The sequence below is a fragment of the Pseudomonas sp. PAGU 2196 genome (assembly GCF_022179005.1).
GTDB lineage: Bacteria > Pseudomonadota > Gammaproteobacteria > Pseudomonadales > Pseudomonadaceae > Aquipseudomonas > Aquipseudomonas kermanshahensis.
Map to the genome: position 1 here is coordinate 42,449 of NZ_BNTL01000019.1, position 15,512 is coordinate 57,960.

Annotated in this window: 18 protein-coding genes; 12 read left to right on the top strand and 6 right to left on the bottom strand. The window is 61.9% G+C overall.

Annotated elements, in window-relative coordinates; translation table 11 throughout:
* Window positions 1–61 precede the first annotated feature (61 nt).
* A complete protein-coding gene (locus MFF34_RS17460; RefSeq protein ID WP_238215533.1) occupies window positions 62–1,627 on the bottom strand; it encodes a PAS domain-containing methyl-accepting chemotaxis protein in 1,566 nt (521 codons plus the stop codon).
* Window positions 1,628–1,763: 136 nt separating this feature from the next.
* Entirely contained in the window at window positions 1,764–2,657 is an 894-nt protein-coding gene (locus MFF34_RS17465; RefSeq protein ID WP_027593126.1) for a LysR family transcriptional regulator, read from the bottom strand.
* 224 nt (window positions 2,658–2,881) lie between these two features.
* Between MFF34_RS17465 and speB the strand changes: the two genes are divergently transcribed.
* Complete coding sequence (speB, locus tag MFF34_RS17470; RefSeq protein ID WP_027593127.1) at window positions 2,882–3,832, top strand: agmatinase; 951 nt, start codon at window positions 2,882–2,884, stop codon at window positions 3,830–3,832.
* 154 nt (window positions 3,833–3,986) lie between these two features.
* Entirely contained in the window at window positions 3,987–5,366 is a 1,380-nt protein-coding gene (locus MFF34_RS17475) for a sodium:solute symporter (protein WP_027593128.1), read from the top strand.
* 78 nt (window positions 5,367–5,444) lie between these two features.
* Here MFF34_RS17475 and MFF34_RS28110 read toward each other — a convergent pair whose 3' ends face one another.
* Complete coding sequence (locus MFF34_RS28110) at window positions 5,445–5,573, bottom strand: PA1414 family protein (protein ID WP_256214945.1); 129 nt, start codon at window positions 5,571–5,573, stop codon at window positions 5,445–5,447.
* 124 nt (window positions 5,574–5,697) lie between these two features.
* Window positions 5,698–6,591: a LysR family transcriptional regulator gene (locus MFF34_RS17480; RefSeq protein ID WP_238215535.1), complete on the bottom strand. Its 894-nt coding sequence runs from the start codon at window positions 6,589–6,591 to the stop codon at window positions 5,698–5,700.
* 106 nt (window positions 6,592–6,697) lie between these two features.
* Here MFF34_RS17480 and MFF34_RS17485 point away from each other — a divergent pair, with 106 nt between their 5' ends.
* On the top strand, window positions 6,698–7,879 hold the full coding sequence (locus tag MFF34_RS17485) for a YbfB/YjiJ family MFS transporter (protein WP_238215537.1): 1,182 nt from the start codon (window positions 6,698–6,700) through the stop codon (window positions 7,877–7,879).
* A gap of 133 nt (window positions 7,880–8,012) precedes the next feature.
* Here MFF34_RS17485 and MFF34_RS17490 read toward each other — a convergent pair whose 3' ends face one another.
* Window positions 8,013–8,939 (bottom strand): DMT family transporter, encoded by a 927-nt coding sequence (locus tag MFF34_RS17490; protein WP_099430143.1) that lies wholly within the window; start codon window positions 8,937–8,939, stop codon window positions 8,013–8,015.
* 105 nt (window positions 8,940–9,044) lie between these two features.
* The gene (locus MFF34_RS17495; protein ID WP_027593132.1) at window positions 9,045–9,440 is read right to left on the bottom strand and encodes a hypothetical protein; all 396 of its coding nucleotides are present in this window, start codon (window positions 9,438–9,440) and stop codon (window positions 9,045–9,047) included.
* Window positions 9,441–9,570: 130 nt separating this feature from the next.
* Here MFF34_RS17495 and MFF34_RS17500 point away from each other — a divergent pair, with 130 nt between their 5' ends.
* The 9 genes from MFF34_RS17500 to MFF34_RS17540 all read left to right on the top strand — a co-directional run bounded on the left by MFF34_RS17500 (window position 9,571) and on the right by MFF34_RS17540 (window position 15,486).
* Window positions 9,571–9,873, top strand: coding sequence for a type II toxin-antitoxin system RelE/ParE family toxin (locus MFF34_RS17500; RefSeq protein WP_238215540.1), 303 nt, complete (start codon window positions 9,571–9,573; stop codon window positions 9,871–9,873).
* On the top strand, window positions 9,866–10,159 hold the full coding sequence (locus MFF34_RS17505; protein WP_027593133.1) for an addiction module antidote protein: 294 nt from the start codon (window positions 9,866–9,868) through the stop codon (window positions 10,157–10,159). The genes MFF34_RS17500 and MFF34_RS17505 overlap by 8 nt, the downstream gene beginning before the upstream one ends.
* A 110-nt stretch (window positions 10,160–10,269) precedes the next feature.
* On the top strand, window positions 10,270–10,542 hold the full coding sequence (locus tag MFF34_RS17510) for a hypothetical protein (RefSeq protein ID WP_238215542.1): 273 nt from the start codon (window positions 10,270–10,272) through the stop codon (window positions 10,540–10,542).
* Between the two features lie 121 nt (window positions 10,543–10,663).
* The gene (locus MFF34_RS17515; RefSeq protein ID WP_238215543.1) at window positions 10,664–12,019 is read left to right on the top strand and encodes a site-specific integrase; all 1,356 of its coding nucleotides are present in this window, start codon (window positions 10,664–10,666) and stop codon (window positions 12,017–12,019) included.
* 188 nt (window positions 12,020–12,207) lie between these two features.
* Window positions 12,208–12,489 carry an AlpA family transcriptional regulator gene (locus MFF34_RS17520; RefSeq protein ID WP_238215544.1) on the top strand — a complete coding sequence of 94 codons (282 nt, stop codon included), beginning with the start codon at window positions 12,208–12,210 and terminating at the stop codon, window positions 12,487–12,489.
* 110 nt (window positions 12,490–12,599) lie between these two features.
* On the top strand, window positions 12,600–14,219 hold the full coding sequence (locus MFF34_RS17525) for a primase-helicase family protein (RefSeq protein WP_238215546.1): 1,620 nt from the start codon (window positions 12,600–12,602) through the stop codon (window positions 14,217–14,219).
* A complete protein-coding gene (locus MFF34_RS17530; protein WP_238215548.1) occupies window positions 14,212–14,658 on the top strand; it encodes a hypothetical protein in 447 nt (148 codons plus the stop codon). The genes MFF34_RS17525 and MFF34_RS17530 overlap by 8 nt, the downstream gene beginning before the upstream one ends.
* Window positions 14,659–14,662: 4 nt before the next feature.
* Window positions 14,663–15,229, top strand: a complete 567-nt coding sequence (locus MFF34_RS17535) for a hypothetical protein (protein ID WP_238215551.1) — start codon at window positions 14,663–14,665, stop codon at window positions 15,227–15,229.
* Window positions 15,230–15,261: 32 nt separating this feature from the next.
* Entirely contained in the window at window positions 15,262–15,486 is a 225-nt protein-coding gene (locus tag MFF34_RS17540) for a hypothetical protein (protein ID WP_238215553.1), read from the top strand.
* Window positions 15,487–15,512: the final 26 nt, after the last annotated feature.

The window sequence follows — 15,512 nt, forward strand, 5'->3', positions numbered from 1 at the left end:
CGGGCGCAGTGTGCCATAGCCCTGCAGAAAAGCCCCACTTCCTTGTGGGATACGCTGAATGTCAGCGGTTGAAACGCTCCGCCAAGCTATGCAGATACTCCGCCATGCGCTCCAGGTCCTGGCTGATTTCCGCCCCTTGCCTGGCCTGCCCGGCGCTCTGATCACACAGCTGTGCAATCCTCACGATCTGCTGGTTGATATCCTCGGCAACATGGCTTTGCTGCTCAGAAGCCGTCGCCATCTGCTGGCTCATGCCGGTAATCCGGCTGACCGCCTGGGCGATACCGGTCAACGCCGCCTGCACCGCTTCGACACTGTGTACGCTGTCGCGCGAAATCTGCTCGCCGCGGCTGGCCGTGCTCACTGCCCGCTCTGCCCCTGCCCGCAACGAGGCGATGATCTGATGGATCTCCTCGGTCGAGGCACGGGTACGCTGGGCCAAAGAGCGGACCTCATCGGCCACCACGGCAAAGCCGCGCCCCTGCTCCCCGGCGCGCGCTGCTTCGATGGCGGCATTGAGCGCCAGCAGGTTGGTTTGCTCGGCAATCGAGGTGATCGTATCGACCACGCTACCGATCGACTGGGTCTGCTCGGCCAATGCGTTGACCGCCTGGCCGATGTCGTTGACCGCATCGCTCATGCTGCCCATGGCCTTGAGACTCTGCTGGGCCAACTCACTGCCTTGCTGCGCCAACTGGTCGGCATCGCCTGCCGCATGGGCGGTGCTTTGAACGTTGTGGGTAACCTCCTGGATAGTCGCCGCCATCTGCGCGATGGCCGTGGCGGACTGGTCGGTTTCGTTGCGCTGGCGGTCAAGCATCTGCGCCTGGGCGTCGGACAGATCAGCCGACTGCGCCGCCCGCGACTTCACCCCGACGCCGGCGTCGACCAGGCGGGTCAAGGCGGTTTGCAAGCGGGCCTCTTCGCTGATGATGGCCATGTCCAATTGGCCCTGCAGGCCCAGGTTGTCGCTGTAGGTCAACGCCACCAACGGGCTGGTGAAGGCTTTCGGGTGCTCGCCAAGTGTGCGCCGAATGGCCTGGCTGTGGTGATGCTCGACCAGGTACCAGGCCAGCAACAGGCTGCTCATCAGCACCCCCAGGGCCGCGTAGGGCGGCAGCCACAGGTAGCTTGCCGCCGACAGCAGGCCCGCGCCGATCAGTGGCCAGCCGTGCCCCATTTCATGCCCTAGCCGCGCCGCCCACGACACCGGCGAACGACCGGACCGCAAGCGCGCGTAAAGCGCTTCGGCACGGCGAATCTGCTCACGTGTCGGCACTGAACGCACCGACTCATAGCCACTGACCCTGCCCTGCTCATACACCGGGGTGACGTAAGCGCTGACCCAGTAGTAATCGCCGTTTTTGGCGCGGTTCTTGACCACACCCATCCAGGGTTTGCCTTGCTTGATGGTGTCCCACATGTGCCCGAACACCGCCGGGGGCATGTCGGGGTGACGCACCAGGTTGTGGGTCTGGCCGACCAGTTCGTCGTAGGTAAAACCGCTGATCGCCACGAAGGCGTCATTGCAGTAGGTGATGCGGCTGTTGAGGTCCGTCGTGGAGATCAGGCGTTGATCGCTGGAGAAGGTTCTTTCGTGCTCAGTGACGGGCAAATTCATGCGCATCTTGGGCGATCCTTGCAGGATGAAATAGGGAGGAATCATCAGCGCAAGTTGATGTTTAGCAGAGCGCTATCAGGTTAGCGGTCATGTTCTGTAGGAATTGAGCCCGTCCCGACGGAATGCATGAACAGGCTGTGTATCAGCCCACGTTCAGCTGGCTTTTAAGCAGGTCGCGGAACGTCTGAATCAACGGCTCGCGGCTGCGGCCACGACGAATGATCAAAGAAAAGGGTGCCTGATAGCCGAAGGTAGACGGCGACAACACCCGTAGATCGCCCTTCTCCACCCAAGCCTGGGCGTAATGCTCTGGCAGGTAGCCAATGTAGGCACCGGAGAGAATCAGGATCAGCTGCGCCTCCATGCTTTCCACCGTCGCCGCACTGTGCTTGAAGCCATGCCGGGCCAGCTCTGCCTGGCTCCAGTAGCCACGCCCGACCATGCGCTGCTGGGTCACCACCTGCTCAGGGATGCGCCGCTCGTTGAACAACGGATGGCGGCTGCTGCAGTACAGCCAGTGCTGCTCACGGTACAGCGGCTGATAAACCAGGCCGCTCATGCGCGAAGAGAATGCCCCGATGGCGAGGTCGAGGCGGTTGTCCTGTACACCCAATTGCAGTTCGTACGGGCTGGACACCGACAGGTGCAAGTGCACCGCCGGGTGCTCCTGGCTGTAGGCGCCGATGGCTTCGGCCAGAGGCAGCGCGCGGTCACCCACGGTGGAGTCGATCACGCCCAGGTTGAGCGTGCCGCGCAGTTCACCCTTGAGGGCCGCGGCATATTGCTCGAAGCCATCCAGCTCGGCCAGCAGGCGCAGGCTCTCCTGATGGAACAGCTCGCCTTTGCTGGTGAGGCTGAAACCGCCGCGACCACGGTGACACAGCACAATCCCCAACCCGCCCTCCAGCTGGCTCATGTAGGTGCTGATGGCTGACGTCGACAGGTTCAAATCGCGCTGGGCGTTGGCGAAGCCCTGGTGACGCACCACGCTGACGAAGATGCGCAGCAGTTTCAGATCGGGCAGGGTCGAGGTCATGGTGCAACGGTTCCGCAACAGTAAATGCGTGAAGTCTAACTGGTTGCGCGGGCATTAGTTCAGAAATTCCTGAAGTAAGTATTTGCCGGTAGCGATTCTTCCTACGCACTACCTTGCGCAAACTCGGCCGAAATGTCCTGCCCGCCGGCACAACCAGACTACACAGGCGCGCCGCGGCACAGGTTCGAACAAACACAACAATCGACCGACTGATGAGGCCCACCGTGGACAAGACTCTCCACCAACCACTGGGCGGCAACGAAATGCCGCGTTTCGGCGGCATCGCCACCATGCTCCGCCTCCCCCACCTGCAAAGCGCCGCCGGCCTGGATGCCGCATTCATCGGCGTGCCCCTGGACATCGGCACTTCGCTGCGCTCCGGTACCCGCTTCGGACCGCGTCAGATCCGCGCCGAGTCGGTGATGATCCGCCCGTACAACATGGCTACCGGGGCTGCGCCATTCGACTCGCTGTCGGTCGCCGACATCGGTGACGTGGCCATCAACACCTTCAACCTGCTCGACGCCGTGCGCATCATCGAAGAAGCCTACGACGAAATCGTCGAGCACAACGTTATCCCGATGACCCTGGGCGGCGACCACACCATCACCCTGCCGATCCTGCGCGCCCTGCATAAAAAGCACGGCAAGATCGGCCTCGTGCACATCGATGCCCACGCCGACGTCAACGACCACATGTTCGGCGAGAAGATCGCCCACGGCACCACCTTCCGCCGCGCTGTGGAAGAGGGCCTGCTCGACTGTGACCGCGTTGTGCAGATCGGCCTGCGCGCCCAGGGCTACACCGCCGACGACTTCAACTGGAGCCGTCGCCAGGGCTTCCGCGTGGTGCAGGCCGAGGAATGCTGGCACAAATCGCTGGAACCGCTGATGGCCGAAGTCCGTGAAAAAGTCGGCGGCGGCCCGGTTTACCTGTCGTTCGACATCGACGGTATCGACCCCGCTTGGGCCCCAGGCACCGGCACGCCTGAAATTGGAGGCTTGACCACGATCCAAGCGATGGAGATCATTCGCGGCTGCCACGGCCTGGACCTGATCGGCTGTGACCTCGTCGAAGTCTCCCCGCCTTACGACACCACCGGCAACACCTCGCTGCTCGGCGCCAACCTGCTGTTCGAGATGCTCTGCGTGCTGCCGGGCGTCGTGCGTCGCTGATCCTGGCGATAGCACGACGCCGCTTGACTGCAATACCCCGGCAGGAGCCATGAGGGAGGGCCACTGAGGCCCGCCAACACAAGACTAGACCGCCGGGTGGCGCTAAGCCCGTGCGGTCGATCTCGCCATAATAAAGATAATCGGGAGACCCCCAATGGCCTTGGACATCATCGTTGTAATGATCTATACCGCCGGCATGCTCGGGCTTGGCTGGTATGGCATGCGTCGGGCAAAAACCCAGGAAGACTACCTGGTGGCCGGACGCAACCTCGGCCCGACCCTGTACATGGGCACCATGGCCACTACCGTACTCGGCGGCGCCTCCACCGTCGGCACTGTGCGCCTGGGCTATGTCCACGGCATTTCAGGCTTCTGGCTGTGCGCAGCCCTGGGCCTGGGCATCATTGCCCTCAACCTGTTCCTCGCCAAACCGCTGCTGCGCCTGCGCATCTACACTGTGACCCAGGTTCTGGAACGGCGCTACAACCCGATGGCACGCCAGGCCAGCGCGGCGATCATGCTGGCGTACGCGCTGATGATCGGCGTGACCTCGACCCTGGCCATGGCGACCGTGCTGCAAGTGCTGCTCGAGTTGCCGTTCTGGATGTCGCTGATGCTCGGCGGCGGCGTGGTGGTGCTGTACTCGACCATCGGTGGCATGTGGTCGCTGACCCTGACCGACATCGTCCAGTTCGTCATCAAGACCGTCGGCCTGATGTTCATCCTGTTACCGGTGTGCCTGTACAAGGCCGGTGGCTGGGACACCTTGGTGGCCAAACTGCCTGCGGCCAGCTTCCAGCTGACCACCATCGGCTGGGACACCATCATCACCTACTTCCTGATCTACTTCTTCGGCATCCTCATCGGCCAAGACATCTGGCAGCGCGTATTCACTGCCCGTGACGAGAAGGTCTGCCAACGTGCCGGTACCACCGCAGGCGTTTACTGCGTGGTGTACGGCCTGGCGTGCGCCCTGATCGGCATGGCCGCGCACGTACTGATGCCCGACCTGGCCAACCCAAACAATGCCTTTGCGGAGATGATCAAGAGCACCCTGCCCGATGGCATTCGTGGCCTGCTGATGGCGGCGGCCCTGGCGGCCATGATGTCGACTGCCAGCGCCGGCCTGCTGGCCGCGTCCACCACACTGACTGAAGACCTGCTGCCCAAGCTGCGTGGCGGCAAGCAGTCGAGCCTGGCCATCAGCCGCCTGTTCACCCTGCTGACCGGCCTGGTGGTACTGGGTATCGCCTTGGTGGTGAACGATGTGATCAACGCCCTGACCTTGGCCTACAACCTGCTGGTCGGCGGCATGCTGATCCCGCTGATTGGTGCGATCTTCTGGAAACGCGCAACCACCGCAGGCGCCATCGCCAGCATGTCGCTGGGCTTCGCTACTGCGCTGCTGTTCATGTTCAAGGATGGGCTGGAAGCCAACACGCCGATCTACTACAGCCTGGCAGTTGGCCTGGTGAGCTTTGTCGCAGTCAGCCTGATGTCGCGTAAATCGATGGCAGCAGTCAAGCTGGCCTGATACGCACTAGGCCATATAGACGATTCACCGCAACAAAAAGGCCGCCGCATCAGCAATGATGCGGCGGCCTTTGTCATTTCAGCGACGGCGCGGTTGGCGCTTGCGCTGCTCTTCATCAGTCGGGATCGGCACCGGCTGCAGGGGGGGTGGAATCAACCCCAGTGCGACAGCCAAGTCGTGGAGCCAGTTGAACAGTGGTTTCTTCATAGTGCCCCCTTGACGGGTCAGCCTCACGGTCAATCAATCCAGTGATGTTTCATACAGATCATAGCCCGATGTCCTGTATTGCGCATGCATCTGGTCTTAGAGATAAGGGCCATTTTGACGCGGATCAAGCCTGAACGGCGCATTCCGACGATTGGTTAATCGTTTCGCTTTGTTGCAGATCGATCCAGGCCTGCAAATTTGCCCCACGCATGCCCTGGCGCCACATCAACCACGTGACCGCCTGATCGAAGGGTGCCTGCAGCCGGTGGACCCGCACCCGGTCGCGCCCAGGCAGGCTGTCGAGCATGGACTGCGCCATCATGGCCACGCCCGCGCCGGCAATCACGCAGGCCAGCATGCTCTGGTACGACTCGATCTCCATCACCCGCCCCATCGGCGTATGGGCGTGGGCGTACCAGGCCTCAAGGCGCATCCGGTATGAGCAGCCCTGGCGGAAGGTGAACACCGCTTTGCCTGCCACGTCTTTTGCCGTGTGCACGGGCGGGTGTTCGGGGCTGGTGATCAACACCAGCTGTTCCTCGCACAGCGGCACACCGTCCAGCCCGGCCAGGCTTGGCGGGCCATCTACCAAGGCCGCGTCCAGGCCATGGCTGAGCAAGCCCTCGAACAGCTCACCGCTGGGCGCTGCACGCACCTGCAGGTTCACCGCCGGGTACGCCTGGTGATAACGCGCCAGCAACGCCGGCAGGTGGGTGGCTGCGGTGCTGTACATGGTGCCCAGCACAAACTCCCCCGCCGGCTGGCCACCTTGCACGGCCGCCATCGCCTCTTCACGTAGCGCCGACAAGCGATTGGCGTAGTCCAGCAGCACCTTGCCCGCGGGCGACAATTGCAGGCGCTGGCGCTCGCGCAGAAACAGCTCCACGCCCAATTGCTCTTCGAGCTGGCGCAGGCGCGTCGACAGGTTCGACGGCACCCGATGCAGGCGCTCGGCGGCGCGTGTGACCGAACCTTCCTCGGCCACCGCCTGGAAGATGCGCAGTTGGCTGAACTCCATACCTTTCTCCAAAACAGAACAACTTCATCATCATTATTCAATTTTATTGAATGCGAAAGCCCCCTAACCTGCCATCCATCGCTTACCAACGTGCAGGAGCCCTTCCATGTCGCCCCGTATACAACTGCTGGCCAGCGCCGTGGCGCTGATGATGGCCATGGGCATCGGCCGCTTCGCCCTGACCCCACAACTGCCGCAACTGATCGCCGAAGGCCAGTTCGACCTCACGGCCGCCGGGCTGGTCGCGGCGGCCAATTACCTGGGTTACTTCATCGGTGCGGTGGATGGCATGTTCGCCCGCAAGCCTGCCCAGGTACGCCTGCGCCTGCAGGGTGGCCTGTGGCTGTGCGTGCTGTTGACCTTGGCCTCGTGGGCCGCCGATGGCTTCTGGAGCCACCTGCTGTTGCGCTTCGGTACCGGCGTGGCCAGCGCCTGGGTATTGGTGATGATCACCAGCCTCAGCCAGCAGGTTGCCAACGCACACCATCAACCCCGCTTGGGCGCTTTGGTGTTTGCCGGGCCGGGCCTGGGGATCGCCGTTACCGGGCTGCTGGCACTGGTTGCGCATGGGCTGGGTCTGGGTTCGGCAGCGCTGTGGCTGATCTACGCGGTGGCGGCACTGATGATGCTGTTGGCCGTACGGCCCTGGTTGCCGCAGGCGCAAGCGCAAACGGTGCACCCGGCCACTGCGCAGCCCGGTAGGGTAGGCAATGCTGGGATTGCGCGCCTTGGGCTGGTCTATGCCTTGTACGGCGTTGGTTACATCCTGCCGGCCACCTTCTTGTCACAGATGGCCAACCAGCAGTTTCACGGCCAGTGGATGGCCGACCTGTTCTGGCCGGCCTTTGGCCTGGCAGCCGCGCTGGGCGTGCTGCTGGTGAGCGTGCGCCGGGCCGGCCGGACCTCTGCCTGGCTGACCGCCACCCTGTGGCTGCAAGGGATCGGCGTGCTGGCATGCCTGATGGGCGGTGGCCTTGGCTTGGGGTTGGGTGTGGTGCTGTGCGGCGCGCCGTTCCTGGCCTGCATGCAGCTGGTGATGCAGCGCTCGCGGGAGCTGGCGCCGCACGCGACGCAGCGTAATGCCGGGCTGCTCACTGCGTGCTTTGCACTCGGGCAACTCAGCGGGCCGTTGTTGGCGGCAGTCAGCAACCACTACTCGGGGAGCCTGCAACTGGCGTTGCTGCTGGCTGCGAGCGGGTTGGCAGTGGCCGGGGTGTTGGTGCTGACTGCAGCCCATGCCAACCCCAGCTGCCTGGCGGCCCCTTCAACCACTGCGCAATCCGTGTAGGAGCAGCCTTGCGCTGCGAAGAGGCCAGTCGCAACAACGTAGATGCTCGCTGCTGCCACTGGCCTCTTCGCAGCGCAAGGCTGCTCCTACAGGGGTTTCGGTTGACGGTCAGTGAAGCCTAGGGCAGCGGCTATCACCCCACCCATTTGCGCAATTGCTGCTTCACCCAAGGCTCTGCGCTCACCAGCACTACGCCAAGCAACACCATCACCGCGCCAAGTACGAAGTTCACACTCAGCGGCTCATCCAGCAGCAGCACGCCGAACGTGACGCCGAACAGCGGCGTGATGAACGAAAACACCGCGAGGTTCGACGCCAGGTATTTGCGTAACAACCAGAACCAGGTCAGGTAGCTGACAAACGACACCACGATCCCTTGGAACAGCACACTGCCCACCGCCAAAGGCGTCAGCGACACCGCGCCGATCTGGCCGCTGAGCAAGGCAATCAGCAGCAACCCGGCAAAGCCCACCGCCAACTGATAGAAGAGGGTCAAGGTCGCCGGCGCTTCCGAAAGCCGGGAACAGCGCACCACCACCGTCGTCGCACCCCAGGCCAGCCCCGCCACAACGCCAAAGGCATCGCCCAGCAACGTGCGGCTGTCCATTTCTTCAAACGACATGCCACCGGCAAACGCAGTGGCAATCCCGCCGAAGGCCAGCAAGATCCCCAACCACTGCAGCAGCCGCAGCCGCTCACTGGGCAGCATGAAGTGCAGGCCCAACGCCGTGAAAACGGGTGCCGTGTAGAGGAAGACCGACATGTGCGCTGCCGACGTCAGCTTCAACCCTTCAGCGATGAACAAGAATTCGACACCAAACAACCCACCCGCCAACAGCCCGGCGCGCCAAGTGCTGCCCACCTGCTCCCAACCACCGCGCCAGCAGATCATCAGGCCCACCAGCACGGCGGCGATGCAGTTGCGCAAGGCGGCCTGCATGACCGGAGCGATGTCGACGGCAGCCGTCTTGATCAGCACTTGCTGGCAGCCCCAAATCAGGCATAACCCAAGCATGACCTGGAAAGCGAAGGCGTCGGGGTTCTTCCGGGCCGCGCTCATCGGCGGGCCTTTGGGGTAATCATTGGCATGGGATCAGCTCGGCAGTCTTCAAAGACTGCCGATTATCGGGTTTACAGGCCCACCCGTGCCACCCTCAAAACGACCTCAAGCAATCTGTGCCTTCGATGACACCTGCTCAAAGGTCGCTTCATCCAACGCATCGGCTTGTTCATCCAAGACCTGACGCGGGTGCTCGAAGCCCGGAATGCTGCTGTCGATCAGGCTCAACAGGCGCGAACCGCGTTCGCTGAGGACGAAGTTTTCGCCGTTGCCCCCCTCTTCATCAGGACGACTTTCGATAAAGCCTCGCTCGAACAGCAGTTTTTCGTATTCGCAGGCCCGGGTCTTCAAGTGGTCCAGATCGCCTATCGGCTGGCCTTTGGCGGCTAGCGCCGCGGCGTGCTGCTCGGCGTAGGGGCGTGGCGTAAAGCTGTGACCAGCGCTGTTCTGCACTTCATGCAGCAAGCGTTCGATCAAGTCCCAGTCGTAGGTGGTGCTCATGGCGGCAGGCTCCTGCTGTGGACGGAAGGGGTACACAGGTTGGGACCTGCCTGCGGCGGGTCGTGTTCAGAAAAAAACAGAAACCATTTGATGCGCTAGCCCCTTGTGATTTATAAACTACATTCACCCAATGAAGAAGATCGAATCCAGCAGTTTCAGACATTGGGTGCATGGGCTCCGGGACGAAATGGCGCGTATCCGGATCATTGCTCGTATTAACCGTTTGATGGAGGGCCTGCCTGGTGACGTCTTGGCAGTTGGCCACGGCGTGAGTGAACTCCGAATTCAACAAGGTCCGGGCTACCGGGTGTACTTTCACCAAGCAGGCGATACGTTGGTAATACTGCTTTGCGGCGGGGACAAGAGCAGCCAGCGGCGGGACATCAAAGCGGCTCACGAAATCCTGCGTTCCTGGAGGATGCAAAATGACTGAAACATTTTTTGAGTTCGATGCGGCCGATTACCTGACCACACCGCAAGCCATTGCTCAATTCATGTCCGATGCGCTGGAGACGGGTGATGCCAGCTACGTGGCCAAAGCCGTTGGCGTAGTGGCTCGTGCAAAAGGGATGAGCGATCTGGCGAAAGAAACCGGCTTGTCTCGTGAGCAACTTTACCGGTCGTTCAGCGAACACGGCAATCCGACCCTTAAATCGTTCCTCGCAGTCATGAAGGCGTTGGGTATAGACATGACGGCAAAACCTCACCTTGCACACTAACTGTTGGTTATCTTGCACCTGCGGGTTATCGAGCCCGCCGGTCGTCCAGGCTGAACTTCAAGGCATGTACCGCCCTCCACCGCGCATAGCCAACGCAAGAGGTAGAAAGGATGAAATCGCTGCTGCGCATCACCTGTGCAACCGCCTTGCTCTGCGCCCTGCCCGCTTGGGCCTGTACGCCGGAGGAGGCCACCCAGAAGCGCGAAGAACTGGCCGGGCTGGTCAGCCAGCTGACCGAACAGAACCCGCAGAAGGCCAAGGAGATCAACGATGAGCTCCAGGGTATGGAGCTGGGGACGGCGAGCAAGGACCTGCCGGACAAGTGCCAGCTGATCGATACGCGAATCAAGGAACTCAAGGCCGCAGAGCGCAAAGCCGAGTAATTACGGGCATTTCACCAGTCCGTTGTTGTTCGCACTCGTTCGTCTGGGTTCGCCACTATCCGGCCTAAAACTGTATATTCTACCGTGACCACAGACCCGTTACGGCACCGGATATACAGTTATGGCCACCCAGCCGAAGAAAGCCGCCAGCGCGGCAGCAAAGAAGCCGCTCACCGATTCCACGGTGCGCAGCGCCAAGCTCGGTACCCATCCAGACGGTACTGTGCGTGGCTTGTCCCTGATCGTGACGGAAACCGGCACTCGGTCCTGGCGGCTGCGCTACTGGGTCGACGGTAAGGAGTTCGTTCACACGCTGGGCCGCTTTTACATCCTCAAGGAGGGTGTTCCGCTGCCGAGCGATCACATGGGGCTGCAGGACGCTCGCAGCGCAGCTGTGGGCGTGAAAGCCGGTGCCCGTGACGGCATCCATCCGAAGGCCGAAAAGCAGGCCAAAGTCGCAGTCAGGCGTGCCGAGCAGGCACAGACCTTCCGGGCCGTGGCGGTTGAATTCGTCGAGCACAACCTGACAGCCAACGAGTGGTCACCCAGCACCGAAAAGGGCCACCGCTACGCACTGGCCGCCATCTACGGGATCACCGTAAACGGCGTCCCAGTTGGCGATACCCCCATAAAGCAGATCAACCCTGAACACATCAGGCAGGCCTTGCTGCCCTATCAGAAATCGGACCCAAAGCGCCCTACCGCCGAGCGCTACGCATTCAGCGTGATCAAGCGCGTGCTGGACTACGCCAAGGTAGCTCGCTACGTGGAAAGCAACGTCGCTGACGGCTGCGAGGGACTGATATCGAAGCGCAAGAAGGGCGAGCCGCGTGCCAAGAGCCACCACGCGGCGATCCTCGACCCTGCGGACCTGGGTCACTTCCTGTGCAAGCTGGAGGCACACCCGCTGCGCAGCCCGAGCTGGTACGGCATGCGATTGCTGACCATGCTGCCGGTACGGCCGAGCGAGCTGGCGACGATGCGGTGGGCGGATCTGGACCTGGACACCGGCTGGTGGGACTACACCATGCCGAAGGTCGACAGGCTCCACCGTGTGCCCCTGCCCCGCCAAGCGGTCGAAATCCTGCGCGAGCTTCGAGAGCGGCGCATGGGCCAGGCCGAATATGTGCTGCCCTCTCGACTCGCACCGGATAGAGCAATGCACCCGGAGAGCATACGTCTGCTGCTGACCAAGCAAATGGAATACAGCGTGGGCACGGTGACGCCCCACGGATTCCGCGCCACCTGGCGAACACTCGGCAAACGACACCTCAAGTTAGACCCCGATGTGCTGGAACTGGCGATGGGGCACGAAACGAAAGACCCCCTCGGCGGCGCCTATGACCGTGACGACCTTATGCCGGAGCGGATCGAAGCCATGCAGATCTACGCTGACTGGCTGGATCAACTACGCGAAGAGGCCAAGCTGACGAGCGGCAATAGCACGACGGTTCAAGAACCGTTGCATAACCAATGATACCGGACTATCGTGAATGCACTTGATAGGTGACTGCAGGAAGCGGAGCACCTAACCCACGCTATCCCCGCCCCAAGGCCCGCCATAGGAGCCTGACAGGTAGATCGAAGCGCGACACGGAAGAAACAGTCGCCATCGGGATCAGCAAGCCAGCCACAGCGCTCGGCTCGTTGATTTCGAGGTCTACCATGAACGCACCGCAAACCCAAAACGCCGTCCCCCCTCGCACCAGCCGCTACGGGCAGCTGCGCGACATCCTGCAAATCCTCCCGGTCGGCCGCACGACTGTCTACGAGTGGATGAAGCTCGCAGACGACCCCTTCCCAGGCACTATTTCTCTCGGCGGACTGCGCAGCACAGGGCGCGCCAAGGTTGCCGTATGGGATCTTGAAGAAGTCTACGCCTGGCTCGACCGGCAAGCGCAAAAACCGCGCGCTTGCGGCACTAAGCCAATGCAGCAAACCGCATGAACGTGACCGCGCCGTCAGAGCGCAGCACCGCAACCACTTATGGGCGTCCATTGGCCAACAAGAACCCGGACAAGCGCCGTAAGCGCTGCCGGGCTAAAGGATGACTCCATATGAATAGCTTTACATCGACCGTCGACTTCACCGCAGCCGGTGCAGCCTCACTGATTGCCAGCATGGCGCGCAACCGCCAGGACGGCGCCGCCAACCAGCCATTGGCTACCCCTGTGCCAGTAACGGCTGGAGCGGACACCAACATTGTGCCGCCACCCACTCCGCAATCAGAGCTGAAAGCCTACCCTTGGCCAGATGCTATATCGAGGGCTCAGTTGGACAAGCTTTCAGGGGACTTCGCGATAGTATCAACGGGGGCCACCAGCCAAGCCTTACACAAAAAGAGCGGTGACCGCATGGCGCGCGATGGCTTCGGGCAGCACACCGCCGAGTATTATGGCGAAGTGACGTTGGAGTGGCTGGTCCCCGCCAGCGAGGGCGTACCAGCCGCACGCATGCAGAAGACCGTTCCCATTGGTGATTGGTGGCTTGGGCACAAGTGGCCTGGGCGCCGGGTGGTGAGACGCACCACGATGGAACCCACCAACGACCCGGAGCGCACTGGAGACGCAAGGTTCGGCTACCAGTACCGTGACCCCGAAGTGCTGAATCTTTGGTACGTCTACAAAGAAGACATGGCAACCCCTGCCGAGGGCGTCACCCTGGATGACCCACGCGTGCAGATATTCATAAACCAGCTACGCCGCTTCTGCGGGTTCGCCCCGGACTGCAACCGCACTGTAACGTTCTTCCTCGCCGCGTATGCCTGGATCTACCAACACCCTGAGGTCAGGTTGCCGTGGTTCACCGTGATGTACTCGGAGTACGGCGGCACCGGCAAGTCGAAGCTCTTCAAGCTATTCATGCGTGTGTTCGGCGCGGATTTGGTCTCGTCCTGCACGGGCGAAGACCTGAACGAGAAGTTCACGGAGCTGACGGACCACAAGCGGGTGGTCTTCGTGCATGAGATGCCGCAATCCGCAAGCCGATCAGCGATTGGGTACGAGCGGTTCAAGAGCCGGACTACCGAGGAATACGTGGCCTCGCGGCAGATGCGCATCGGGTCAAAGCAGGTACGCAACTTCACGCACTATGTAATCTCGACGAACAACCTCGATTGCTTGCCCCTCGCGCAGGGTGATCGCCGTGCTCTGGTGATGGTGGATCATGGGCAGCCGCTAACCCTGGCAGAACGGGTCGCCTGGGAGAATTTCTGTTCAGGTGAGGAAGGTCCGGAGCTGGTGGCTGGCCTATTCGCTAACTGGCAGCACCCCGACCACTACAACCCGTTTGATGACGTGCCGCAGACAGCCGGCGCACTGGAGATGCAGCAGGAATCGCGCAATCCGCTGGTGGCACTCCTCGCGGAATGCTTCGCCGAGGGCAAAGATTTCTTTGCCAAAGACATTGGTCGCGCTCAGGACATATGCGCACAGCTGGGCACCCTCTATTCCACCGCAACTAGAGGCCTGGACCTGACCCCATCGTCGGTGAGCCGGGCAGCGCGCAAAGCAGGTGCCGTCCAGGTAGGTAGCCCCACCAATGCCAGCCGTAGAGCACTGTGCTGGCGCAGACAAACGTACTGGCAAGGCAAAAAGCCAGAGGTTGTTTATTCCTACCTCATGGAGAACACCGTCCCTGACGACCTCCCGAAAGTCGAGGGGGTGGATCATGAGTAAGCGACCGAACGTGTTCGGGGAGGCGGCACTGGCGGCATACAAAAAGCGTCAGGCCAGGACCGGCGTTGTCGGCTGCTTTCGCCCCGGCAGCCCGCTCATCGAAGCCGCCAAGGCCGACCCTGAGTCAGCGGTGATGGACCTCGACTGGCTGGAAAGGACATTGGAGAGCATCCCGGTGAAGAAGCTGGAGTCTTTGCGCGAGATGTTCAGGGTTTTCGAAGATCACCCACGCGGCAACACGGCGGTGTTCAAGGTGCTGATGCTCTACCAGTTCCTCAAGGATGCCGAATCCCGAGGGCACCTGGCTCGGTTGCAGAAACCAGTTACGGGTCCAGCCCCACGACGGATGACCGACGCCGAAGTGGCCAGGGCGCGTGAAGCCCTCAAGCAGTATGCCGTACCAGCCGACTTTAAACCGTGGGACTTCTCGGAGGATTGAGGCCATGCCCAGTACAACCAGCAGCACCGCCCCATTAACCCCGCCCACGTTCTCCTTGTGCACCTACGGTGCAGTACGGCAGCGGGTAGCTGATAACGACACCGCCATTCAACGCAGTACGGAAGCGGCTGCGCGCAATTCAGCCAAGCGCAGGGCACAACACGAGGTGGACATGCTCGCGATTGAGTATGCCAAGATCATGATGCAGAAGAGCATCGACGAGGCGCTCAACCCGGCGACGGATGCACGCCTACGGCGGGATCTGCGGAACGACGTGCTGAACCGGGGTATCGGCAAGGTGGCAGAGCCCGAAAACCCGGACAAGAAGAAGCCCGACGAATCGCCGATGGTGGAGTGGCTCAAGATGTTGGCGGCGTTCAACCATGGTCCCGTCATCGTCGAGGCCAGCCGCAAGCCGCAGCTCGGGCACACGCGTCACGAGACTATCGAGCACGAAGCTACCCGACCCGAACCGGTGGCCGTCGTGCAACACCAGGCAGCGCCTATCAGCGATGAGGACATGGATTTCGATCAACTGATGGAAGACATCACCAAGGGTGGAAGACCATAAATCGCCGCCCCACTACAGCGCAAGGCGCGCTGATGCACATCAAGAAGCAGCTGGGCCTACGCCATGTAGTAGGCCTGGTCGACCCTGACGCGCCGCTGCTGTCCGCTCGCGAGCGCTGCGAGCAGTACTTGGCCCGGCACCCTGTCGGCGAGCAGCTGCGTGTGCTGAACATCGCATCAGGGCGCATCGACGCCGCGTGTGCCAGCCCTGACGATATCGTCGAGGCGCTAGCGGAAGTTGTGGATGGAGCTGCATAAACTACGCTGAGCATGGTCCACAAGGA

Bases quoted from the DNA above. Each gene is read 5' to 3' on its own strand.
- MFF34_RS17465 (WP_027593126.1), bottom strand. From the start codon at position 2,657: ATGACCTCGACCCTGCCCGATCTGAAACTGCTGCGCATCTTCGTCAGC.
- MFF34_RS17515 (WP_238215543.1), top strand. From the start codon at position 10,664: ATGGCCACCCAGCCGAAGAAAGCCGCCAGCGCGGCAGCAAAGAAGCCG.
- MFF34_RS17540 (WP_238215553.1), top strand. From the start codon at position 15,262: ATGCACATCAAGAAGCAGCTGGGCCTACGCCATGTAGTAGGCCTGGTC.
- MFF34_RS17480 (WP_238215535.1), bottom strand. From the start codon at position 6,591: ATGGAGTTCAGCCAACTGCGCATCTTCCAGGCGGTGGCCGAGGAAGGT.
- MFF34_RS17530 (WP_238215548.1), top strand. From the start codon at position 14,212: ATGAGTAAGCGACCGAACGTGTTCGGGGAGGCGGCACTGGCGGCATAC.
- MFF34_RS17525 (WP_238215546.1), top strand. From the start codon at position 12,600: ATGAATAGCTTTACATCGACCGTCGACTTCACCGCAGCCGGTGCAGCC.
- MFF34_RS17505 (WP_027593133.1), top strand. From the start codon at position 9,866: ATGACTGAAACATTTTTTGAGTTCGATGCGGCCGATTACCTGACCACA.
- MFF34_RS17485 (WP_238215537.1), top strand. From the start codon at position 6,698: ATGTCGCCCCGTATACAACTGCTGGCCAGCGCCGTGGCGCTGATGATG.
- MFF34_RS17510 (WP_238215542.1), top strand. From the start codon at position 10,270: ATGAAATCGCTGCTGCGCATCACCTGTGCAACCGCCTTGCTCTGCGCC.
- MFF34_RS17475 (WP_027593128.1), top strand. From the start codon at position 3,987: ATGGCCTTGGACATCATCGTTGTAATGATCTATACCGCCGGCATGCTC.
- MFF34_RS28110 (WP_256214945.1), bottom strand. From the start codon at position 5,573: ATGAAGAAACCACTGTTCAACTGGCTCCACGACTTGGCTGTCGCACTG.
- MFF34_RS17490 (WP_099430143.1), bottom strand. From the start codon at position 8,939: ATGAGCGCGGCCCGGAAGAACCCCGACGCCTTCGCTTTCCAGGTCATG.
- MFF34_RS17500 (WP_238215540.1), top strand. From the start codon at position 9,571: ATGAAGAAGATCGAATCCAGCAGTTTCAGACATTGGGTGCATGGGCTC.
- MFF34_RS17460 (WP_238215533.1), bottom strand. From the start codon at position 1,627: ATGCGCATGAATTTGCCCGTCACTGAGCACGAAAGAACCTTCTCCAGC.
- MFF34_RS17520 (WP_238215544.1), top strand. From the start codon at position 12,208: ATGAACGCACCGCAAACCCAAAACGCCGTCCCCCCTCGCACCAGCCGC.
- MFF34_RS17495 (WP_027593132.1), bottom strand. From the start codon at position 9,440: ATGAGCACCACCTACGACTGGGACTTGATCGAACGCTTGCTGCATGAA.
- MFF34_RS17535 (WP_238215551.1), top strand. From the start codon at position 14,663: ATGCCCAGTACAACCAGCAGCACCGCCCCATTAACCCCGCCCACGTTC.